Annotated in this window: 16 protein-coding genes; 9 read left to right on the forward strand and 7 right to left on the reverse strand. The window is 66.0% G+C overall.

Features of this window, described 5'->3' with window-relative positions:
- The first annotated feature begins 1 nt into the window (after position 1).
- From ACVJ19_RS38965 to ACVJ19_RS38980, 4 genes are all read left to right on the forward strand, one after another.
- A complete protein-coding gene (locus tag ACVJ19_RS38965; protein ID WP_453954321.1) occupies positions 2-1963 on the forward strand; it encodes a MacB family efflux pump subunit in 1962 nt (653 codons plus the stop codon).
- A gap of 90 nt (positions 1964-2053) precedes the next feature.
- Complete coding sequence (locus tag ACVJ19_RS38970; RefSeq protein ID WP_453955297.1) at positions 2054-2767, forward strand: response regulator; 714 nt, start codon at positions 2054-2056, stop codon at positions 2765-2767.
- Positions 2764-4089: an ATP-binding protein gene (locus tag ACVJ19_RS38975; protein WP_453954322.1), complete on the forward strand. Its 1326-nt coding sequence runs from the start codon at positions 2764-2766 to the stop codon at positions 4087-4089. Before ACVJ19_RS38970 ends, ACVJ19_RS38975 begins: the two co-directional genes overlap by 4 nt.
- Before the next feature lie 63 nt (positions 4090-4152).
- Positions 4153-5292, forward strand: a complete 1140-nt coding sequence (locus ACVJ19_RS38980) for an MFS transporter (protein ID WP_453954323.1) — start codon at positions 4153-4155, stop codon at positions 5290-5292.
- Between the two features lie 6 nt (positions 5293-5298).
- Here ACVJ19_RS38980 and ACVJ19_RS38985 read toward each other — a convergent pair whose 3' ends face one another.
- Positions 5299-6288, reverse strand: a complete 990-nt coding sequence (locus ACVJ19_RS38985) for a Bug family tripartite tricarboxylate transporter substrate binding protein (protein ID WP_453954324.1) — start codon at positions 6286-6288, stop codon at positions 5299-5301.
- 294 nt (positions 6289-6582) lie between these two features.
- Between ACVJ19_RS38985 and ACVJ19_RS38990 the strand changes: the two genes are divergently transcribed.
- Complete coding sequence (locus ACVJ19_RS38990) at positions 6583-9420, forward strand: ATP-binding protein (RefSeq protein ID WP_453954325.1); 2838 nt, start codon at positions 6583-6585, stop codon at positions 9418-9420.
- Between the two features lie 17 nt (positions 9421-9437).
- On the opposite strand, the gene msrA is transcribed toward ACVJ19_RS38990, so the two are convergent.
- From msrA to ACVJ19_RS39010, 4 genes are all read right to left on the reverse strand, one after another.
- Positions 9438-9953, reverse strand: a complete 516-nt coding sequence (gene msrA, locus ACVJ19_RS38995; protein WP_453954326.1) for a peptide-methionine (S)-S-oxide reductase MsrA — start codon at positions 9951-9953, stop codon at positions 9438-9440.
- Between the two features lie 131 nt (positions 9954-10084).
- Positions 10085-10507 (reverse strand): OsmC family protein, encoded by a 423-nt coding sequence (locus ACVJ19_RS39000; RefSeq protein WP_453954327.1) that lies wholly within the window; start codon positions 10505-10507, stop codon positions 10085-10087.
- Positions 10508-10797: 290 nt separating this feature from the next.
- Positions 10798-11487, reverse strand: coding sequence for a VOC family protein (locus ACVJ19_RS39005; RefSeq protein WP_453954328.1), 690 nt, complete (start codon positions 11485-11487; stop codon positions 10798-10800).
- A 34-nt stretch (positions 11488-11521) separates the two neighbouring features.
- Positions 11522-12190, reverse strand: coding sequence for a sensor histidine kinase (locus tag ACVJ19_RS39010; RefSeq protein ID WP_453954330.1), 669 nt, complete (start codon positions 12188-12190; stop codon positions 11522-11524).
- A gap of 332 nt (positions 12191-12522) precedes the next feature.
- On the opposite strand from ACVJ19_RS39010, the gene ACVJ19_RS39015 reads away from it, so the two are divergent.
- From ACVJ19_RS39015 to ACVJ19_RS39030, 4 genes are all read left to right on the forward strand, one after another.
- A complete protein-coding gene (locus ACVJ19_RS39015) occupies positions 12523-15363 on the forward strand; it encodes an ATP-binding protein (protein ID WP_453954331.1) in 2841 nt (946 codons plus the stop codon).
- A gap of 118 nt (positions 15364-15481) precedes the next feature.
- A complete protein-coding gene (locus tag ACVJ19_RS39020; RefSeq protein ID WP_453954332.1) occupies positions 15482-16189 on the forward strand; it encodes a hypothetical protein in 708 nt (235 codons plus the stop codon).
- Entirely contained in the window at positions 16173-17117 is a 945-nt protein-coding gene (locus ACVJ19_RS39025; protein WP_453954333.1) for an alpha/beta fold hydrolase, read from the forward strand. The genes ACVJ19_RS39020 and ACVJ19_RS39025 overlap by 17 nt, the downstream gene beginning before the upstream one ends.
- Before the next feature lie 302 nt (positions 17118-17419).
- Entirely contained in the window at positions 17420-18406 is a 987-nt protein-coding gene (locus tag ACVJ19_RS39030) for a helix-turn-helix domain-containing protein (RefSeq protein WP_453954334.1), read from the forward strand.
- Between the two features lie 134 nt (positions 18407-18540).
- Here the strand turns inward: ACVJ19_RS39030 and ACVJ19_RS39035 are convergent, their stop codons facing one another.
- Together ACVJ19_RS39035 and ACVJ19_RS39040 are read right to left on the reverse strand one after the other, a co-directional pair.
- A complete protein-coding gene (locus ACVJ19_RS39035; RefSeq protein ID WP_453954335.1) occupies positions 18541-19041 on the reverse strand; it encodes a Dps family protein in 501 nt (166 codons plus the stop codon).
- A gap of 255 nt (positions 19042-19296) precedes the next feature.
- Positions 19297-21618, reverse strand: coding sequence for a molybdopterin guanine dinucleotide-containing S/N-oxide reductase (locus ACVJ19_RS39040; RefSeq protein WP_453954336.1), 2322 nt, complete (start codon positions 21616-21618; stop codon positions 19297-19299).
- Positions 21619-21693: the final 75 nt, after the last annotated feature.

The following is a 21693-nucleotide window of genomic DNA, read 5'->3' on the forward strand; positions in this document are numbered from 1 at the left end:
CATGACCGATCCGATCATCGATCTCCAGGACATCCGCCGCGAGTTCGCGGCCGGCGACACCACCGTGGTGGCGCTCGATGATCTCTCGCTGAGCATCCAGCCCGGCGAGATGGTCGCGATCATCGGTCAGTCCGGATCGGGCAAATCGACGCTGCTCAACATCCTCGGCTGTCTCGACCGCCCGACGTCCGGCGCCTATCGCGTCGCCGGCAAGAACGTCTCCGAGCTCGACGCCGACGCTCTGGCGGCGCTGCGGCGCGAGCATTTCGGCTTCATCTTCCAGCGTTACAATCTGCTCGGCGATCTCACCGCCGCCGCGAATGTCGAGATCCCCGCCGTCTATGCCGGCCTCAATGCGCGCGAACGGCGGATGCGTGCGAGCGCGCTGCTCGAGCGGCTCGGCGTCGGCACGAGAGGCGGCCACCGCCCGAACCAGCTCTCCGGCGGCCAGCAGCAGCGCGTCTCGATCGCGCGGGCGCTGATCAACGGCGCAGAAGTCATTTTGGCGGACGAGCCGACCGGTGCGCTCGACCGGCGCAGCGGCGAGGAGGTGCTGAAGATCCTGAAAGAACTGCATCGCGAGGGACGGACGATCATCATCGTCACCCACGATGCCGACGTCGCCGCGCGGGCCGAGCGCATCATCGAGCTGCGCGACGGCAGAATCGTTTCCGATCGCCGCACGGAGGGCGCCGTCACACCGGAGCCGTCTGCTGCAGTCGCCCGCACCGCATCGAACAGCGGTGCCGGCTGGACCGGCGCGTTGGGACGCCTGCGCGAGGCCTCGCGGATGGCGCTGGTGGCGATGGCCGCGCACCGTCTGCGCGCGTTCCTGACCATGCTCGGCATCATCATCGGCATAGCGGCGGTATCGTCGGTGGTCGCGCTCGGCAATGCGTCGCAGCGCAAGGTGCTGTCCGACATCTCAAGCCTCGGCACCAACACCATCGAGGTGTTTCCGGGCAAGGATTTTGGCGATGCGCGCGCCGGCAAGATCAAGACGCTCGTGCTTGACGATGCCCGCGCACTCGACCGGCAGGAATTCATCGCCGGTGTTACCCCGACGGTGTCGACCAGCACCACGGTGCGATATCGCGGCAACGAATCCAACGTGCTGGTGAACGGCGTCGGCGAGAGCTATTTCCTGGTGAAGGGCGCCAAGCTGGCGAAAGGCCGCCTGTTCGACGCAGACGCCGTCCGCAACATCGAGCGGCAGGCCGTCATCGACGACAACACAAGAAAAACCTTCTTCGCCGACGACCAGACGTCCGGGATCGGCCGCGTGATCTGGCTCGGCAAGGTGCCGTGCCGCATCGTCGGCGTGATCGCGCAGCAGCAGGGCGGCTTCGGCTCGAACCAGAACCTGTCGGTCTACCTGCCCTACACCACCGTGCAGGCGCAATTCACCGGCGACCGCGCGCTGCGCAGCATCCTCTTGCGCATCAGCGACGAGGTCTCGACCAATCTGGCGCAGGACGCGGTGACCACGCTCTTGACGCAGCGCCACAACACCAAGGATTTCGTCATCCTCAATACCGACGACATCCGCCGCACCATCACCAGCACGACGCAGACGCTGGCGTTTCTGGTGGCGGCGATCGCGGTGATCTCGCTGGTCGTCGGCGGCATCGGCGTCATGAACATCATGCTGGTGTCCGTCTCCGAGCGGATCAGCGAGATCGGCGTGCGCATGGCGGTCGGCGCGAGGCGCAGCGACATCCTCCAGCAATTCCTGGTGGAGGCGACCCTGATTTCGTCGATCGGCGGCATCGCCGGCATCCTGATCGCGGTTCTGCTCGGCGTCGCCATCAACGTCGCGGTGCCCGGCTTCCAGGTCAGCTATTCGCCGTTCTCGATCGGCGCGGCGTTCCTGACCTCGACCGGGATCGGAATCGCTTTCGGCTTCTTCCCCGCCCGCCGCGCCGCCTTCCTCGACCCCGTGGTGGCGCTGAGCCGTGACTGACCGTAGGATTGCACCATGACCGTAGTTCTTCGGACGAGACAATCGTCCGCAAATCGACCAACGATCGGCGCCCCCGATGCGATCTCAACCATGACCAACGGCACGCCCAACATCCTGATCGTCGAGGACGATCCGCCGACCCGCGACCTCATCTCGCGTTATCTGCGCGAGCACTCGTTCGCGGTCAGCGCCGTCGCCAACGGCAAGGAGATGGACCGCCACCTCTCGCAGAGCCGCGCCGATCTGATCGTGCTCGACCTGATGCTGCCGGGCGAGGACGGCCTCAGTCTCTGCCGCCGGTTGCGGATGGAGTCCACGACGCCGATCATCATCCTCACCGCGAAGGGCGAGGACCTCGACCGCATCCTCGGCCTCGAAATGGGCGCCGACGACTATCTGCCAAAGCCGTTCAACCCGCGCGAGCTGCTCGCCAGGATCAACGCGGTGTTGCGCCGGCACGCGAGCGGTCACACGGCCGCCTCCACCGCGACGCGGCTGAAGTTCCAGGGCTGGACCATCGATCTGCGCCTGCGGGAATTGCGCGACCCCGAGGGCGCGCAGGTGCCGCTGACCAGCGCCGAGTTCGACCTGCTGCAGGCCTTCTGCGAGCGCGCCGGCCGTGTTCTCGGCCGCGACAGCCTCCTGAACATGACGCGCGGCCGCCCCGGCGGAAGTTTCGGCCGCAGCATCGACGTGCTGGTCAGCCGGCTGCGCCGCAAGCTCGACCGCACCGAGGGCACATCCGTAATCAAGACCATCCGCACCGGCGGCTACATCTTCACACCAAGGGTGGAGGAAGCATGAGCCGCGCCGCCGACATCCTGGCGCTGTTCAGCTTCAGGCGGATCAGCGGTCAGATCGCCGCCCTGATCCTGGTCTCGCTGCTCCTGATCCACGTACTGATCGCCGGATATTTCCTGCTCAACCAGCCAAAGCTGCTCGCGGACTCGCCGGTCGAGCAGTTCGAGCTGATCGCGCGGATCATCACCAAGACGCCGCAGGCGGAGCGCGCGGTCGTCCTCGACGCCATCAGCCGGACCTTTCCGGCGCTGAAGCTGCAATTGCGGCAAGGCGTTTCCACCTCCATGACACCGCAGCCGACGCGGACACCGCTGCCGATCCCGTCCGCGCTTGGCGGCCGGGCCGAGCTCGTACGCGGCAACGGCCAAGAGGACCGCGTCTGGTTCTATCTCGCCAGCGACGACGTGCTCGAAGCGACGATGGGATCGCCGAAACTGCCGGGCTTCGTCAGCGGCCTCTGGACCTCGACACTGCTGTTCCTGGTGGCGAGCGTCACGCTGCTCGGCGTCTGGGCCGGCCGGGCGCTCTCCTCGCCGCTCTCGGCCTTCGCGCGCGCCGCGGAGAATTTCAGCCTGAACCGGTCCTCGCCGCCGCTGCCGGAAAACGGGCCGGAGGAGATCAGGTCCGCGGCAAGGGCGCTGAACCGGATGCGCGAGCGCATCACCGCGCTGATGAACGACAGGACGCGCATGCTCGCGGCCATCAGCCACGACCTGCGCACGCCGATCACGCGGCTGCGGCTGCGTTCGGAATATATCGAGGATCCGGCGCAGCGCACCCAGACCGTGCGCGACCTCGACCAGATGCAGTCGATGCTGGAATCGGTGCTCTCGCTGCTGCGCAGTGAAAGCCCGGTGAAGCCGACGCTGGTGGACGTCGCCGCGCTGCTGCAGATGGTGTGCGAGCAATTTTCCGACAGCGGCCATGAAGTGACCTATTCCGGCCCCGATCGCGCCGCCTTCGTGCTGCGACCCGACGAGATCATCCGCGCGGTCACCAACCTCGTCCAGAACGCAACGCGCTTCGGAACCAGGATCGACGTCGCGCTGTCGATATCGGGGGATCATCTCGTCATCGACGTTTCCGACAATGGACCCGGCATTCCCGATGACAGGAAGGCGGCGATGCTGGAGCCTTTCGTCCGCGGCGAGGACGCCCGCACCATGGACGAGACGACCGGATTCGGCCTCGGCCTCTCGATCGCGCAGGCGATCGTGACCGCGCATGATGGAACCCTCGAGCTGCTCGACAACGCGCCGAAAGGCCTGTGCGTCCGCTTGCAGCTCGCCAAGACCGGCAAGGCGCCGGAGGCGTCCCGGCCATAAAGTCGCGGCAATCGTCGGGCTTGTCGGCCTCGCCTCCTTCATCGTGCTTCCCCCGGAGTTCCAATGTCTTCTGCCGACCGGCCGGCGACACGCCTTGCGACGCGGCTTGCCTTCCTCGTCGCGGGCTTCGGCATCGCATGCTGGGCGCCGCTGGTGCCGTTCGCGAAGACGCGGCTCGGCGTCGATGACGGCGTGCTCGGGCTGCTCCTGCTCAGCCTCGGCATCGGCTCGGTCGCCGCGATGCTTCTGACCGGCATCATGAGCGCGCGCTACGGCAGCAGGCCGATCATCATGGCCGGCGGGCTCGGTCTCGCGCTGGTGCTGCCGCTGCTGGCCATCGCGAGTACGCCCGCATCGCTGGCACTGGTGCTGTTCGCCTTCGGCGCCGCGCTCGGCTCGATCGACGTCGCCATGAACATCCATGCGGTGGAGGTGGAGCGCGCCGCGAAAATTCCGCTGATGTCCGGCTTCCACGCGCTGTTCAGCATCGGCGGTTTTGCCGGATCGGCGCTGATGACCGCGCTGCTCTCGCTGCAGCTCGGCGCCCTCGCCTGCACGCTGATCTGCTCGGTCCTGATGCTGATCGCGATGATGGCGACGTCGCCCCGGCTGCTTCGCTCCGTGCAGGTGCAGGACGGGCCGCTCCTGGTGCTGCCGCACGGCTCCGTGCTGCTGCTCGCGCTGCTCGGCGCCATCACCTTCCTGGTGGAAGGCGCGATGCTCGACTGGGGCGCGCTGCTGGTGATTGGTGCAGGCCTCGTCCCGGAGGCGCAAGGCGGGACCGGCTACATCGTGTTCTCGATCGCGATGACGATGGGGCGGCTCGGCGGCGACGCCGTCGTCGCACGCATCGGAGATCGTGCGACTTTGTTCTGGGGCAGCCTCATTGCGATCGGGGGCTTCGTGGTGCTGCTCACGGCTCCAGTTGCAGCGGTTGCTATGGCCGGCTTCCTGCTCATCGGCCTCGGCGCATCGAACCTCGTGCCGGTGCTGTTCCGCCGCGCAGCATGGCAGACGGTGATGCCAACGGGGCTCGCCGTCGCCGCGATCACGACCGCCGGCTATGCCGGCATCCTCATAGGTCCTGCCGGCGTCGGCTTCGTCGCCCGCCTTGGCGGATTGCCGACGGCGTTCTGGCTTCTGGCCGCGCTGATGTGTCTGGTCACATTGTCGGCCCGCATCGTCACGCGCCCCGCGGGTTGAGTCGTCTCAAAACCTCTCCAGCCCGATCGATTTGATCATGCGCGCCAGGCTCGCCGACGTCGCCTCGACGAGGCGCTGGAATTCAGCCGGCTTCGAGTCGCCGTCCGGCTCCATGCCCTCGGCACGGTAATTGGCCTGCATCGCCTTGTCGGCCATGGCAATGCGCGTCGCCTGCGCGATCCGGTCGATGATCGCATCGTCGGTCTGCCGGGGCGCGAACACGCCGAACCAGCCGTCATAGCGGAGGCCCGGCATGCCGGATTCGATGGCGGTCGGGATATCGGGGGCCACGCTCAGCCGCTTTTCGGTGGCGACCGCGATCATCCGGATCTTGCGGGCCTCGCTCCACTGCTGCAATTGCACCGACATCACGGCAATGATGAGGGGGATCTGGCCGGCGAGGAGGTCGTTGCTGGCCTGCGCGATGCCCCGATACGGGACATGGACGATGTCCAGCCCGCCCGCCTGCTGCTTGAAGGCTTCGCCGACGAGATGATTTCCGCTGCCGATACCGGGTGTCCCGTAGGACAGCTTTCCCGGATTGGCTTTCGCGTAGGCAATCAGCTCACGCAGATTTGCGACGGGCACCGACGGATGGACAACGAAAACAAGCGCGCTGGTGATGAGGCGGCAGATGGCGCGGAAATCGTCCATCGCATAGGACGGATTTTGCGACAGCAGCGGAATGGCCGCCTGCGTGCTGTCGTTTCCGAGCAGCAGCGAGTAGCCGTCGGGCTTCTCGCGCGCGACCGCCGCTGTCCCGATCGCGCCGCCCGCACCGGTGATGTTTTCGATGAAGACGGGTCCGAGCAGCGACGACATCTTCTCTGCCCAGGGACGCCCGATCTGATCGCCCGATCCGCCAGCCCCGTACGGGATCACCAGGCGAATGGGACGGGATGGATAGTCGGCGGTGTGTCCGCTGCGCGGAATCGCCGCAAGCGCAGCTGCGCCCGACAATGCATGGACGACCTGTCGCCGCGAGAAGGAGAGCATATTGGAATCCGGAAGTCGGTTGTCACTATGGAGGCGGGACCGGCTCCCGGACGATTCCATCGCAGCAATCGGCGACCGACGTCAATGCTCCGTCCGGACTAGTCGGCGGCGTCACCGCCATGTCATGCGCTCTAAGTCGCTGCTTTTAAAACAATATTTCGGAATCCGGCTGACCCACGCGGTCCACGCAGGGCTGCCGGCCCCGCCCACGCCTTTCGGCCAGTTTACTGTACGGTTCGTTCTGATAGACCACAAAGAAATACCTTTTGACTCCCGTCGCGGGGGTAATGGCGCGTGCCAGATCGTAGCGAAGACTCGTCCATTTCATTTGGGCCATTTCGACTGTTTCCAAAGTCCCGGCTCTTGGAGAAGGAGGGCGTGCCGCTCCATGTCGGCGGCCGCGCGCTCGACATCCTCATCTTTCTGTCCGAGCGGCCCGGTGAAGTCGTCGACAAGAGGGAGCTGGTCAAGCGCATCTGGGCCGACGTCAATGTCGACGAGGGCAGCCTGCGCTTCCATGTCGCAGCGCTGCGCAAAGCGCTCGGCGATACCGGCAAGTCGGCGCGCTACGTCGTCAACGTGCCCGGCCGCGGCTATTGCTTCGTCGCCTCGCTCGCCCCGCCGGCCTCGCCCGCCGCGCAGCCCACCATCGACATCCTGCCGCCCCGCGCCCTTCCCGCGCCGCTCTCGAAAATGGTCGGACGGGAGGAGGTCGTCGAAAAGATATCGAGCGGCCTCTCGCTCCATCGCTTCATGACCCTGGTCGGCCCGGGCGGCATCGGCAAGACGGCCGTCGCCATCGCCGTCGGGCATCGCCGCTCCCAGGATTTTCGCGGGCGCGTCTTCTTCGTCGACTTCGGCCCGCTCCGGGATGCCAGCCACGTCGCAACCACCATCGCCTCCGCGCTCGGCCTGACCATCAGCGCAGAGAATCCGACACCGGCCCTGCTGACGTTCCTCAAGGTCGACCCGGCGCTGCTGATCCTCGACAGCTGCGAACATGTGCTGGACAATCTGGTCCCGCTCGTCGAGCACATCGTGCGCGAGGCGCCGCAGCTTCGGGTTCTCGCAACCACCCGCGAATCGTTCCGCAGCGAAGGCGAGCGCATCTTCCGGCTGTTCCCGCTGGATTGTCCGCCCGAGCGCGAGGGGCTCGATGTCGCCGAGGTCCTCGCCTATCCCGCCGCCCAGCTCTTCGTCGAGCGCATCGCGCAGAGCTCCGGTCCGTTCCAGCTCAGCGCGGACGAAGCGCCGCTGGTCGCGAGCATCTGCCGGCGCCTCGACGGCATTGCGCTCGCGATCGAGCTCGCGGCGGGGCGGGTCAATGCCTACGGCATCGCCGGCACCGCATCGCTGCTCGACAGCCGATTCTCGCTGCAATGGCGCGGCCGGCGCACGGCCGTGCCGCGGCACCAGACCCTCGCCGCCGCGCTCGACTGGAGCTACGATCTGCTGCCTGCGGCCGAAAGCGCGACCCTGCGTCGGCTCTCGGTGTTCGCCGGGCCTTTCGCCCCGGAAGCGGCCGCCGCGGTTGCATCCGGTGACGGCCTCAGCGCATCGGAAACGCTGGAGGCCATCGACAGCCTGGTCACCAAGTCGCTGATCTCGCCGTCCGGCGCGCGGACGCTGCGCTATCGCCTGCTCGACACGACGCGGGCCTACGCGCTTGGAAAGCTCAGCGAGCTCGACGAAACAAGGCAGTTCGCACGCCGCCACGCCGAGCATTTTCGCGATTTCTTCGCGCACGCGGAGGCCGACACGTCGACGCCGCTGCCCGAATGGCTCGGCATCTATGGCGCCGAGCTGGACAATGTGCGCGCAGCGCTCGACTGGGCGTTTGCGCCCGACGGCGATGCCGAGCTGGGAATCGCGCTGACGGCGGCCGCGGTCACGCTCTGGGTGCGGCTTTCCCTGTTCGCCGAATGCCGCGAACGATGCAGGACGGCACTGGCGGTGCTCGGCGACACCGGCGACGACCGTATCCGCATGCAGCTCCTGTCGGCACTCGGCTGGTCGCTGATGTATGGCGAGGGCCGTGCGCGTGAGGCGCGCCCGATCCTGGAGACCACGCTCGAACTCGCCGACAGGCTCGACGACAAGGATTTCCGGCTGCGCGCGCTGTGGGGCCTGTGCATCGACCAGTTCAACAACGGACAGTTCGGCAAGGCCCGTGCGTTCGCCGATCGTTTTGCGAACGCGGCGGCGAACTCTCCCGACAGGACCGACGTGATGCTGGGCGACCGGCTGACGGCCGTCGCGCTGCACTATCTCGGCGACCAGAACGACGCACGGCTGCGCATCGACCGGGTGCATGCATCGCTGCATGTGCTGGCGGAGAAGCCGAAGATCTTCCCGCTCGATCTCAGAATCTCGACGCAATATTTCCGCGCCCGCATCCTGTGGCTGCAGGGTCTCGCCGACCAGGCCCAGGCGCTCGCCGCCAGAAACATCGACGAGGGCCGCGCCAACGGCCACGCCCTGACCTTCTGCAGCGTGCTGGGACAGGCCGCCTGCCCCATCGCCTTCTGGGCCGGCGATTTCGACGCTGCGGAACGCCACGGCACCGAGCTGCTCGAGCACACCGAGCGGCACGCGATCCGGCTATGGGGCTTGTGGGCACGTGCGTTCAATGCGGCGGTCATCGCCAGGCGCGGCGACGTTGCGAGCGGCCTGCCGCTGCTGCGCGAGGAGCTCAACCGGGCCGGCGATGCGCGCTTCCTGCCGCGCTTCCTTCCCCTGCTTGGCGAGCTTGCGGCCTGCTTTGGCGAGGCCGACCAGATCGACCGCGGCCTCGACGTGATCGAGGACGTCCTGACCCGCTGCCATGACCGGCAGGAGCTCTGGTATCTGCCGGAGCTGACCCGCATCAAGGGAGAATTGATGCGCAGGAGCGCGAAGCATTCGGGCGACGCCGAAGCGCTCTTTCGCGAGGCCATGGGCATCGCGGCCCAGCAGGGCGCTCGCTTCTGGGAGCTGCGCTGCGCGACCAGCCTCGCGCGGCTGATGGGCGAGGCCGGCCAGAGCGCCGACGCTCTAGCCATTCTGGAGAACGTCTCCGGATCGTTCGCGGAGGGTGCGGAGATCGCCGACATGCGCACCGCGCGCGAATTGATGGCGCAACTGCGGTACTGACCGCGCGCTGATGCGCGCTAACCTCCCATCGCCGCCGCGCGGCGCGGCAGCTTCCAGTCGGGCCGGATGAAGTGGCAGGTGTAGCCGTCGGGATAGCGCTCGAGATAATCCTGATGCTCAGGCTCGGCTTCCCAGAACTCGCCTGCGGGCGTGACCTCGGTGACCACCTTGCCGGGCCACAGGCCGGACGCCTCGACGTCGGCGATAGTGTCCTCGGCAATCCGTTTCTGCTCGTCGCTGGTGTAGAAGATCGCGGAACGGTAGCTCGTGCCGAGATCATTGCCCTGACGGTTGAGCGTGGTCGGGTCGTGGATCTGGAAGAAGAACTCCAGCATGGTCCGAAAGTTCGTCTTCGCGGGATTGAAGATGATCTCGATGGCTTCGGCGTGGCCTTCGTGATTGCGATAGGTCGCGTTCTTCACGTGGCCACCGGTGTAGCCGACGCGGGTGGAGATCACGCCCGGCTGCTTGCGAATGAGATCCTGCATGCCCCAGAAACAGCCTCCGGCCAAAACTGCGCGCTCAGTCGTCATCTGTCCGCTCCCAATTGATCGCTCTGCATCTACCGCATCATATGCTCTCGGCCGCCCGGCCGAAAGTCACGCATGGCACGCCTGTCCATCCGGTTCCTAGAACCGGATGGACCCAAATTGAAAACTCGGCTCTAGCCCAATTTGGCGTCGAGCGTGATCGCGGCGTTGAGCACCTTCGACACCGGGCAATTCTTCTCGGCTTCGCCCGCGATCTTGGCGAAATTTGCTTCGTCCAGGTTCGGCACTTTTGCGCGCAAGGTCAGCGCCGACTTGCTGATCTTGAAACCCTTGCCTTCGGGCTCGAGCGTGACGGCAGCTTCCGTCGAGAGCTCGTCCGGCGTGAAGCCGGCGAGTTGAAGTCCGAAGGCGAGCGCCATGGTGAAACAGCCGGCATGGGCCGCGGCGATCAATTCCTCGGGATTGGTGCCCTTCTCGTTCTCGAAGCGAGTCTTGAACGAATAAGGCGTCCCGGCCAGCACGCCGGATTCACTCGACAGCTGACCTGTGCCATCGCGACCAGTGCCCTTCCAGACTGCTGTTGCCTTGCGGATCATTTCAGTTCTCCTTGTTTGTGTTCAAGCACCGGCGCTCCGTACCGGTGGAAGGCGACATCGGCGTGACCGCCTGCCGTCCTCCCAACCGGTCGAGCGCCGCAGCGGTTCCGCCTGAGCCCGTTCCGATGGTTTCGGAATGGGCTCAGGATTCATGGTTGACGCGTTTTCTTGACGCGAACCGGTATCCACTTCGCTCGAAAACGCTCTAGTGCACACTTCCGCGAGAACAGCGTGGGCTGCTCCCAGGCGGCGAAGTGGCCCCGCGCCGTGGTCCGAGAAATGCAGTCGCTTCAGGTTGGCAGCTCCTGACCGGTCTGCTCGCGCACGATGTAGTCGGCGTACCAGTCCGCCCAGTTCTCGTCATGACCGCCGGTGCGCTTCTCGTGCTCGCCATGCGCCACTGAAGCGCGACGCAGCGCCGCGGCGAGATCAGTTTGCGATGCAAATGTCGTGTCGTCTGCCGCGATGCGTCCCGGCGGTCGCGTCGTGATCTCCTGAAACAGCCAGCCATTGCCGTCGGGATCGCTGAACGAGGCGAATGAGCTGTAGCTGCCGCGCTTCGGGTCAGCGCCGCTGACCCGAAGGCTGCCGAACAGGTATGGCTCATCGGGACCTGCATGAACATCGCCGGCACCGTGGAAGGATTCGCTGACAGCAATGCCGCGCTCGAGCAGATCTCTTCGCGCAGCTTCCAGATCAGAGACGATCAGATACAGACCGCGCGCCGAACCTGGCGCAGCTGCGGTGACATTCCTGCCGAAGATCACCGAGCAGGCCGAACCCTGCGGCGTGAACTGGATCACCCGCCACTCGTCGCCAGAGGCGAAATCGGCGTCCAGTCGCCAGCCGAGGCGCGCGTAGAACGCTTTGGCGCGATCGACGTCGGACACCGGGATCACGACGACTTCGAGCTTCGTATCGACCTGATGTGATTTCGAAGGCTTGGCCGCGGCGTCGCGGTCGATTTCGAGTGTAGCCATGTCGAGCTCCCATGGTGTGAGTTAAGGCGATCCTTCAAACGGCGGACGGCATTACGATGGTCACCCGCGTGCCGCCCTGCCCCGCTTCGCCATGCAGCCGCGCATGAATGCTGCGGGCGAGCCCTTCGAGAATGCGGCTGCCGGTGCCCTGGAGCGGACCGGTCGCGCCAATGCCGTTGTCGGCCACCGTGCAGACCCAGGCGTCGTCGCGGCGCGCGACCTCGATGCGGATCAGGGCGCCGCTCTTGTTGGCGAAGGCGTGCTTCGCCGCATTCGTGACCAGCTCCGTCAGCATCAACGCGAGCCGATGACATTGTGAGGCCGGCAGCACGCCGCATTCGATTGCGGCTTCGCAGCGGATGCCCGCCGGCTCCAGCACCGCCTCGGAGAGCGCCCCGCACAGATTTTCAAAGAAGGGCGCGACGGCGACCGCCGACGGATCGTCGTTGTCGGACAGGAGCTGATAGAGCCTGCCAAAGGCAACGATGCGGCGCTCGAACCGGTCCACCGCCAGCGAGACGTCCCTGGTGCCGGTCCGCGTGAAGTCGCGGCGGACTGACGCACCCAGCAGCGTCAGCGTGTTCTTCATGCGGTGGTGGGATTCACGCAGCACGAGTTCCCAATCGCGCGACCGATCGTCGAGACCTGCGCCGAATTGCGATCGAACGGCGCTGCCGTTCGGCATCGGGCCGATGGCGGACATGATAGCCTCTCCGTTGCAACAGGACCTGCCCCGAAAGGCCATAGTGAATGCGTCGCCTGCAATTTGCTCGTTAGACGTTGCAAGATTCTGTTATGATCGGCGGCGTCACAATCTGCGCAGCGGAGACTGTCGCCACGACGGTCAAGCACACTGACGAATTGTCGCGGGCCGCGTCGTAAGCCGCTCGCGTTTAAGCAAAATTTGCCACGGTTATTCCCTGGAAGCTGCGGCGATCGCCGCGCCATTTCGCCACTTTCGACCAGTTTACTCGCAATGTCGTTCTGCTAGACCAAAGTTGCAAACAGCAGCCTTTCCACTGGAACCATTGGCTCGTGCCGGACACTAACGACCAGGATTCGGCCATCTCCTTCGGACCATTCCGGCTGCTTGCAAAGTCGCGCCTGCTGGAGAAGGACGGCGTCCCGCTTCATCTCGGCGGCCGCGCACTCGACATCCTGATTTTTCTTGCCGAACGCGCCGGCGAGGTCGTGGACAAGCGAGAGTTGATCAAGCAGGTGTGGTCCGACGTGAACGTCGACGAAGGCAGCCTGCGCTTCCACATCACGACGCTGCGCAAGGTCCTGGGCGATGCCGGCGAAGGCTCGCGCTATGTCGTCAACGTTCCCGGACGCGGCTACTGCTTCGCTGCCCCGCTGCTCCGCCCTGCTGCTTCGGACGGCCGGGCCAGCCCTGTCGCTTCGCTGCACGTGCTGCCATCGCCGCTTGCGCGGATGATCGGGCGGGACGACGCCGTCGAGAAGATTTCCACCGAGCTCGCCCTGCACCGCTTCGTCACCATCGTCGGCCCCGGCGGGATCGGCAAGACATCGGTCGCACTCGCCGTCGCGCATCGCGAGCTGGAAGCCTTCCAGGGCCAGGTGTGCTTCGTCGATTTCGGCGCACTCACGGATGCCCGCCTCGTCCCCGGAACGATCGCGGCCGCCCTCGGCTTGACGGTCAATTCCGACGACCCGATGCCGGGCCTGCTGACTTTCCTGCGCAGCCGGCGCACGCTGCTGGTGTTCGACAGCTGCGAGCACATCCTCGACGAGCTCGCGCCCTTGGCCGAGCGCCTCGTCCAGGAGGCAAGCGAGCTGCACGTTCTCGCCACCAGCCGCGAATCCTTTCGCACCGAAGGCGAGCGCGTCCATCGGCTGTTTCCTCTGGAGAGCCCGCCGGAGCGCGACGGGCTCGGCATTGCCGATATCCTTGCCTATCCCGCAAGCCAGCTCTTCGTGGAGCGCATTGCCGAGAGCCTGAGCGAGTTCGAGCTCAGCGAGGAGGACGCGCCGCTCGTCGCCGAAATCTGCCGGCGGCTCGACGGCATCGCGCTCGCGATCGAGCTCGCGGCCGGACGCGTCAACGCCTATGGCATCGCCGGGACCGCCTCGCTGCTCGACAGCCGCTTCTCGCTGCTGTGGCGCGGACGGCGCACCGCGATCCCACGGCATCAGACCTTAAGCGCCGCGCTCGCCTGGAGCTATGATTTGCTCCCCGCAGCCGAGAGCGCGACGCTGCGCGGATTGTCGGTGTTCGTCGGGCCGTTCACGCTGGAGGCCGCGCTGGCCGTCGCATCCGGCCAGGGCATCGGCGAATCCGAGGCGGTCGAGGCGATCTCGAACCTGCTCTCCAAGTCACTGATCGCAACCTCGCCTGCGGAGCGGCGGCTGCGCTATCGTCTGCTCGATACCACCCGCACCTTCGTCGGCAACAAGCTCGTCGAGAACGGGGAAGCGGACCACGTCGCGCGTGCACACGCCGAATATTTCCGCGATTTCCTGCGCGACATCGCACTCAAATCCTCGGGGCTGCAGACGGCGGGCGGTTTCCTGCCCTATGCGGACCATTTGCCCAATGTCCGGGCCGCGCTGACCTGGAGCTTTTCGGACAGCGGCGACCGGGCAATCGGCGTCGATCTCGCAGCCTCGGCCGCCCAGTTCTTCCTCGAGCTGACCCTGCTGACGGAGTGTTTTCGCTGGACGCAGCAGGCGCTGGCCGCTTCCGATACGGGCACATTGGACGGCCGCCAGGAGATGACGCTGCAGGCCGCTCTCGGCGTCTCCGTGATGTTCACGCAAGGAAATACGGAGGCGGTCCGTTCCGCGTTCACGCGCAGCCTCCGGCTTGCCCGCGAGCTTGAGGATCTGCACTGGCAGCTCTGGCTGCTGCGCGGCCTGCACATCTACCTGACCAGGGTCGGAGATTTTCACGGCGCGCTCGGCACCGGCGTAGACGGCGAGAGTGTTGCGCGCAAGCTGAATGATCCCGCTGCCACGCTCAACGTGGAATGGATGCTCGGCGTCGCGCATCATTTGATCGGCAACCAGGACAAGGCCGTACAGTTCTGCGAGAGCGCGATGGTGCACAATCCCGGCTCGCAGCGGCTGAATATCGGGCATCTCGGCTACGACGACCGCATCGTCGCGCTGGTGGCGCTGGCGCGCGGGCTGTGGCTCACCGGCCGGCCCGATCGCGCGGTCGAGGCGGCCAGATATACGGTGCGCGAGGCCGAGCTGCTTGAACAGCCGCTCACGCTCGGCATTTCCCTGATCTGGACCATCTACGTCTTCCTCTGGGTCGGCGACTGGGCCAATGCCGAAACCTTGATAGAGCGGCTGATCGATCATTCGGCGCGGCACTTCCTCGGCCCCTATCACGCCGTCGGGATCGGCCAGAAAGGCGAGCTGCTGCTGCGCCGCGGCGACCTTGCCGGCAGCATCGAGCATCTTCGCCGCAGCCAGGCCACGCTCTATGCGACGCGGCACCGGATCATGACCACGGTGTTTGCGACGGCGCTCGCGGAGGGTCTCGCAGCGCAGAACCAGACCGGCGAGGCCTTGCGCACGATCAACGAGGCCATCGCGCAGATTCCCGATCACGGCGAATCCTTCGACATGCCGGAGATGCTCAGGGTCAAGGGCGATATTCTGGCCCGCTCGGGTAACGCGGCGGAGGCCGAAAGCTGCTTGCGCAAATCGCTCGATCTGTCGCGCCGGCAATGCGCTCTCGGCTGGGAGCTTCGCGGAGCGATCAGCCTCGGTCGCATCTGGCACCAGGAAGGAAAAGCCCGCGACGCACGCGACCTGCTCGCTCCGCTCGTCGCGCGCTACCAGGAAGGCCTCCAGACCCGCGATCTCGTGGCCGCCGGGGGGCTCCTGGGCGCGCTGAATTGAGAGCATCTTCAACGGGATACAATCATCCTGCCCGCTCGCAACTCCTAACAACTTCTAACACGCCAAGCCGCAAGCGCCCCGCCATGGTGGTGGCGCTTCACGGTGGACTTGGCGGGACATGGCTCTTCTCGACGACGTAATCGATGCCAGCGGCGGTCTGGCGCGCTGGAACAGCTTGAACCGGTTCACGCTCCATTTGTCCGTCGGCGGAACGCTGTTCGCAAGCGCCGGACATGCCAGGGAGTTCAAGGATGTGACCGCGGAAGGCTCGACCCGGACGCAATCCGTCCGTTTCACCGGCATCACCGGCGGGGAATACTCGGGCTCCTTTCAACCGGATGCGATCACGATCGAAAGCCCCGATGGCGAGGTGCTGCGGACCTGGAGCAATCCGAGCCTGGCGTTCCCCGAGGCCGGCTCCGATGCGCTCGCGGACGAGCTGCACCTCGTGTTCTTCTGCGGCGTCGCGATCTGGAATTATCTGACCAATCCATTCCTGCTCGCCCATCCCGGTGTCGTGTTGGAGGAACTGCCGCCGTGGCGCGAGAACACCGAAACCTGGCGGCGGCTGCGCGCGCAATTCCCCCCGAGCCTGATCACGCTCGCGCCCGATCAGATCTTTTATTTCGACGAGAACGCGCTGCAACGGCGAACGGATCACGATCTGTTCGGGACGAAGGTTGCTCACCACTCCTGGGCCCACGACAGTTTCGGTGGCATCGTGGTGCCGACGCTTCGGCGCGCGCAGGCGCTGCAGCCTGACGGAACCGTGATCGCCAAGCCGGTGCTGATGGACGTCGAGATTTTTGATGCCGTATTCGAGTAGCAGCGGCGACGCGCCAACGAGCGCGCAGGCTGCGGCAGACGATCTGCGATCAAGCCGTCGGTCGATCAGCTATCACAGCGTCGACGTGAGCGGCCTCAAGATCTTCTACCGCGAGGCTGGGCCCGTGGACGCTCCGACCGTGCTGTTGCTCCACGGCTTTCCCTCGTCATCGCGGATGTGGGAGCCGTTGCTGCCGCTGCTCGCGGACAGATATCACCTGATCGCGCCGGACTATCCCGGCTTCGGCCACAGCAGCGCGCCGCCGCCATCCGACTTCGGCTACACATTCGACAACATCGCCGGCGTGATCGGCGAGCTCACGGCGAAGCTCGGACTCACCAGCTACGTCCTGTTCATGCAGGATTATGGCGGTCCGGTCGGCTTCCGCATGGCGCTGGCACATCCTGAAGGTATCCGCGGCATCATCATCCAGAACGCGGTCTCTCATGAGCAAGGGTTGAGCCCGCTGTGGGAAGCGCGCCGCAAATACTGGGCCGATCCCGCGCATGGGCTCGAGGCGCTCAAGGCCAACTTCACGTCCCTGGAGGCGACGCGCCAGCGCCACCTCGGCTCCAGCCCGCATCCCGAGCGCTACGACCCTGACACTTGGATCGACGAATACGCCTTTCTGACGCGTCCCGGCCAGGCGGAGATCCAGACCACGCTGTTCCTGGACTACCGGACCAACGTCGCGTCCTATCCGAAGTGGCAGGACTGGCTACGCAAGGCGCGGCCGCCGACGCTGGTGGTCTGGGGCAAATACGACCCCTCCTTCACCGTCGCCGGTGCCACCGCCTATCGCGACGATGTGCCGGATGCCGAAGTCCACATGCTCGAAGCCGGTCACTTCGCGCTGGACGAGGCGACCGACGAGATCGCCGGGCTCGTGCGCGACTTCCTTGCACGGCTCGACGGCCACAAGGGCTGAACAACGACGGCGTGGCGTTCCGCCGCGCCGCGCGCAATGCCGATCGAACTCTCCCGCGCCATCCCCGCACCACGCCGGCCGCCGCAAGAAATTGAAAAGCTTGACGAAGTCAGACCAACTGCGACGAGCTGTCACACCATGTGCGCTCGCACAAAATCTAACACATCCTAATCACCACTAACGGGCTTCTTGTCGGGCCCACGCCTATCCTCCGAGCATGGAAAGCCTTCTCGAAAGCCTGGTGACTGGGCTTGAGAGTTTGCCGGTCGCCACCAGCGACCGCGATGCGGAGAGAATGAGCGATGTTTACCGACTTGCAGGCGGCACATGCCTGGATTGATCTTCAGGCCAACCCGCGGGATCACGAGGTGCATCAGACGGCGCAGCCGATTCCCAGGGAGAACGGATGGCGCCGGCTCGAGCGCGGCCCGAATGCGGCGATCGAGGGCATCACGATTTCGCGATGGGAGGAGCCGAGAGACAGCTCGTCGCATGACGCGACGACCCCGGAGGATCGCTATTTCGTCGGCATCGCGCTGAAGTCCACGCGCGCGAAATTGACGCGCGACCGCCAGATCATTTTCGACGGCACCATGCCCGCAGGCACGCTCTATGTCAGCGCGCCGTCGAGGCACCTCAGCGCGCAATTCCAGGCGCCGTGCGCCTTCCTGCACTTCCACATCCCGGCTGACCAATTCCCGGCTCAATCGCCCGCGACCGACGGGCTTGGCGATCTCGTCCTGCTGCGCGACCCGCTCGCCGCCGAGCTCGCCAAGGCGCTGATCGAGCATGGCGATGCCGCGGACCGTCAATTCGCGCGCTGTATCGGCCAGACCCTTGCGATGCATCTTGCGCGGTTGGAGCCGCCACGCGCGCGGGTCAATGCATTGCCGAAATGGCGGCTGCGACGCGTCGAGCAGCATATCGCCGATCATTTCGACCGCAGCATCAGCCTGTCCGAACTCGCCAACGTGGCCGGGCTTTCCAGGATGCATTTTGCGGCGCAATTCCGGGCCGCGACCGGCTATCGTCCGCGCGAATATCTGCTCAATCACCGGATCGAACATGCGAAGACGCTGCTGGCGACGACCGGGCGGCCGCTGGCCGAGATCGCGCTTGCCGTCGGCTTCTCTACGCAGGCGCATTTTTCCACCGTCTTCAAGCGCATCAGCGGCCAGTCCCCGGCACGTTGGCGCCTCGCCAGCAAGGGCGAGCGCTGTGAGATCGAAGCGCTGCTGCGGCATCGGCCCGCTCCGGACAGGGACTGGATCGCCAGCGCGGCTGCGTAGCTCGTCGTTACGCTCTTTTGGCGCAAGCGCCCTGCAACTTGCGCCGGCTCGCACCCTCTTCCTCCCGGGTCTGTGAGCCAATTGGGGCCGTCCCTGCTCCCACACAGGACGGCCCCTTTTTCTGGCGTCTGGAATCACCCATGCGCGCCGGTGCGGCCCGACTCGTACAGGAACCAGACCCGTCGCTCGGCCTCGTCGATCCAGTTCTCGATCAGGCTTGCGGTTGCGACATCGCCATATTCGTCGCAGAGCTCGTGCACGCGCCGCATCTCGCGCGTGAGCTGCTGGTTGTCGCTGCGCAACTCCGCCAGCATATCGAGGGGATCGACATAGTCCGCGTCGTTATCGAGGATGCGCTGCTCGCGCGCGATCTGGCCGATCGAGCGCAGCGTCGTGCCGCCGATCTTGCGGGCGCGTTCTGCGATGTCGTCGGTCATCGCAAATATCTGGTCGGCCTGCTCGTCGAGCAGCAGGTGATAGTCGCGAAAATGGCTGCCCGACATGTGCCAGTGAAAGTTCTTGGTCTTCAGATAGAGCACGAAGACGTCGGCGAGCAAAGCGCGCAGCGCGGCGGGAATGTCGCGGTTCGCATTGGCGCCGAGATCGGTCGGGCTTTGAAGGTCTGCTTTGGTCATGTTCGTTGATCCGTCGGTGAGGGGACGAACCCTTAGCAGCGCCGCGCTTGTGGTTCTTCCGTCATGCGCGCGACGATTTCGAATTCGCACGGGGGGGTCTCGTGTCCCGGACGCGCTGCGGCACGCAGTGACGCTGCGCAGCAGCCGGGACCCAGGAGGCGACATGGCACAATGCGGAGAGATGGGCCCCGGCTCTGCAGCGCACCGCTGAAGAAGCGCTGCGCTGCGTCCGGGGCACGAGAGTGACGTGAATCCCTACACCGGATCGAACGCCCGGATCGGCGGCAGGTTGCCGGTGAACTTCTCCACCTCGACCGTCGTCAGCTGCCCGGTGCAGCCCTGCGCGAAGGATGAGGTGCCGATGTCGCGGGTCAGCACGTTGGGATTGCCGTGAACGCAGAGCGGGGCGTCGTCCTCGGGATCCATGGGGTCGTACCAGGCGCCGGTCGGAAGCTGGACGACGCCGGCCGCGATGCCGTCCGTGACGTGGACGGCGGCGAGGCACGCGCCGCGGTCGTTGAACAGGCGGATGATGTCGCCGTCCTTGATGCCGCGCGCGCCGGCATCGCGCGGATTCATGCACGCGACCTCGCGGCCGCGATGCTTTGCTCCAAGCGAATGGCCACCGAAATCGAGCTGGCTGTGCAGGCGCGTCACCGGCTGGTTGGCGACGAGGAAGCACGGTGTGCCGGGCTTCGGCATGTCGGTCTTCTCCAGCCAGACCGGATGGCCGGGACAATCGGCATCGCCATGGGCCGCAATCTTGGCCGAGAAGATCTCGATGCGGCCGCTCGGCGTCGGCAGCGCATGATTGACCGGATCCTCACGGAAGCGGCGCAGCCGGCCGCCGTCGTCGGGCTGCTGCGGCACGACCAGGCTGCCGCGGCGCCAGAATTCATCGAAGTGAGGGGCTTCCAGGCCACGCTTGGCCAGAGAGGCGCGGGTCGGCTCGTAGAGATATTCCAGCCACTGGCGAGACGTGCGCCCCTCGGTGAAGGGTTCACGCGCGCCGAGGCGGTCGGCGAGATCGGCGAAGATCTCATAATCGTCGCGCGCAAGGCCGAACGGCTCGGCGATCTGGTGCATCGCGACCATGAGAGGATCGTTGGTGGAATAGCCGATGTCCTCGCGTTCGAGCGTCATCGTCGAGGGCAGCACGATGTCGGCATGCCGCGCCGTCGCGGTCCAGGCGAGCTCGTGCACCACGAACGTGTCGAGCTGCGCAAAGGCCTTGCGCAGACGGTTGATGTCCTGATGGTGGTGGAAGGGATTGCCGCCGGCCCAATAGACGAGGCGGATGTCCGGGTAGGTGCGCGTCTCGCCATTGTAGCGATAGGTGGTTCCGGGATTGAGCAGCATGTCGGCGATGCGCGCCACCGGAATGAAATCGGCAACACCGTTGCGGCCCTGCGCCAGCGTCGGCCCCGGCACATCGTTGACGCGGCGGCCGTAATAACCGATCGCCCCGAGCGAATAGGCGTAGCCGCCGCCGGGAAGGCCGATCTGGCCGAGGGCTGCCGCCAGCACCATGCCCATCCACACCGGCTGCTCGCCATGTTCGGCGCGCTGGAGCGAGTGCGAGACGGTGATCAGCGCGCGCTTTCCGGCAAGGCGACGCGCGAGCTTGCGGATCGTGCTCGCATCGACGCCCGAGATCGCGGCGGCCCATTCGGCGTGCTTCGCCTGCCCGTCGCTCTCGCCGGTGAGATAGCGCAGAAAGACCGGCCAGCCTTCGGTGTAGCGATCGAGGAAGGCCTGGTCGTGCAGGTTCTCGCTCACCAGCGTATGGACGATGCCGAGCATCAGCGCGGTGTCGGTGCCGGGCAGGCAGGTCATCCATTCGGCACCGGCCTCGACGGGAAGATCGTCGCGCAGCGGGCTGACCAGGATGAACTCGCAGCCGCGCCGGCGCGCAGCTTCCATGGCGCCGCGCTCGACATGCTTGCTGATCGAGCCGCCGGCCACCATGGAGTTCTTCAGCGCCATGCCACCGAAGGCCAGCACCACATCGGTTTCGGTCGCAATCTGCTCCCAGGTGACGTTGCGCTTGGTGATGTCCTCGTAGCCCGCGAGAATCTGCGGCAGCAGCACCGAGGACGCGCCGGAGGAATAAGTGTTCACCGAGCGCACATAGCCGCCCATCGCGATGTTGAGGAAGCGATGCACCTGGCTCTGCGCGTGATGGAAGCGGCCTGCGCTCGACCAGCCATAGGAGCCGCCGAACACGGCGCCGGGCCCGCGCGTGTCGCGGATGCGGCAGAGCTCGTCGCCGAGCAGGTCGAGCGCCTTCTCCCAGCTCACCGACACGAATTCGTCACGGCCGCGGCGGTCGTCCGGGCCGGGCCCGCGCTCGAGCCAGCCGCGGCGGATCGCCGGCTGCGCAATGCGCGCCTGATGGCGGAGCGCGCCGGGGAAATTGTCGATGATGCCGTTCGGATCGGGATCACCCGCATAGGCCCTGACCTCGAGCCCCGCCGCGCCGTTGCGCGCCGAGAACACACCCCAATGCGAGGTGTGCGGCTTGAAGCCGTCGGACAGGTCGAGGCCGGGGTCGGGGAAGCCAATCTTATCGTCCATCGTCTGATCCTTGTTCCGGTCCGGGCCCGAGTCGTTCGCATCGCTATGGGGGTGGCAGTATACCGATCCACATCC

Source organism: Bradyrhizobium sp. USDA 376, from assembly GCF_054063675.1.

Bases quoted from the DNA above. Each gene is read 5' to 3' on its own strand.
- ACVJ19_RS38970 (WP_453955297.1), top strand. From the start codon at position 2,054: ATGACCAACGGCACGCCCAACATCCTGATCGTCGAGGACGATCCGCCG.
- ACVJ19_RS39000 (WP_453954327.1), bottom strand. From the start codon at position 10,507: ATGATCCGCAAGGCAACAGCAGTCTGGAAGGGCACTGGTCGCGATGGC.
- ACVJ19_RS39020 (WP_453954332.1), top strand. From the start codon at position 15,482: ATGGCTCTTCTCGACGACGTAATCGATGCCAGCGGCGGTCTGGCGCGC.
- ACVJ19_RS39035 (WP_453954335.1), bottom strand. From the start codon at position 19,041: ATGACCAAAGCAGACCTTCAAAGCCCGACCGATCTCGGCGCCAATGCG.
- ACVJ19_RS38965 (WP_453954321.1), top strand. From the start codon at position 2: ATGACCGATCCGATCATCGATCTCCAGGACATCCGCCGCGAGTTCGCG.
- ACVJ19_RS39010 (WP_453954330.1), bottom strand. From the start codon at position 12,190: ATGTCCGCCATCGGCCCGATGCCGAACGGCAGCGCCGTTCGATCGCAA.
- ACVJ19_RS39025 (WP_453954333.1), top strand. From the start codon at position 16,173: ATGCCGTATTCGAGTAGCAGCGGCGACGCGCCAACGAGCGCGCAGGCT.
- ACVJ19_RS39040 (WP_453954336.1), bottom strand. From the start codon at position 21,618: ATGGACGATAAGATTGGCTTCCCCGACCCCGGCCTCGACCTGTCCGAC.
- ACVJ19_RS38975 (WP_453954322.1), top strand. From the start codon at position 2,764: ATGAGCCGCGCCGCCGACATCCTGGCGCTGTTCAGCTTCAGGCGGATC.
- msrA (WP_453954326.1), bottom strand. From the start codon at position 9,953: ATGACGACTGAGCGCGCAGTTTTGGCCGGAGGCTGTTTCTGGGGCATG.
- ACVJ19_RS38980 (WP_453954323.1), top strand. From the start codon at position 4,153: ATGTCTTCTGCCGACCGGCCGGCGACACGCCTTGCGACGCGGCTTGCC.
- ACVJ19_RS39030 (WP_453954334.1), top strand. From the start codon at position 17,420: ATGTTTACCGACTTGCAGGCGGCACATGCCTGGATTGATCTTCAGGCC.
- ACVJ19_RS39005 (WP_453954328.1), bottom strand. From the start codon at position 11,487: ATGGCTACACTCGAAATCGACCGCGACGCCGCGGCCAAGCCTTCGAAA.
- ACVJ19_RS38985 (WP_453954324.1), bottom strand. From the start codon at position 6,288: ATGCTCTCCTTCTCGCGGCGACAGGTCGTCCATGCATTGTCGGGCGCA.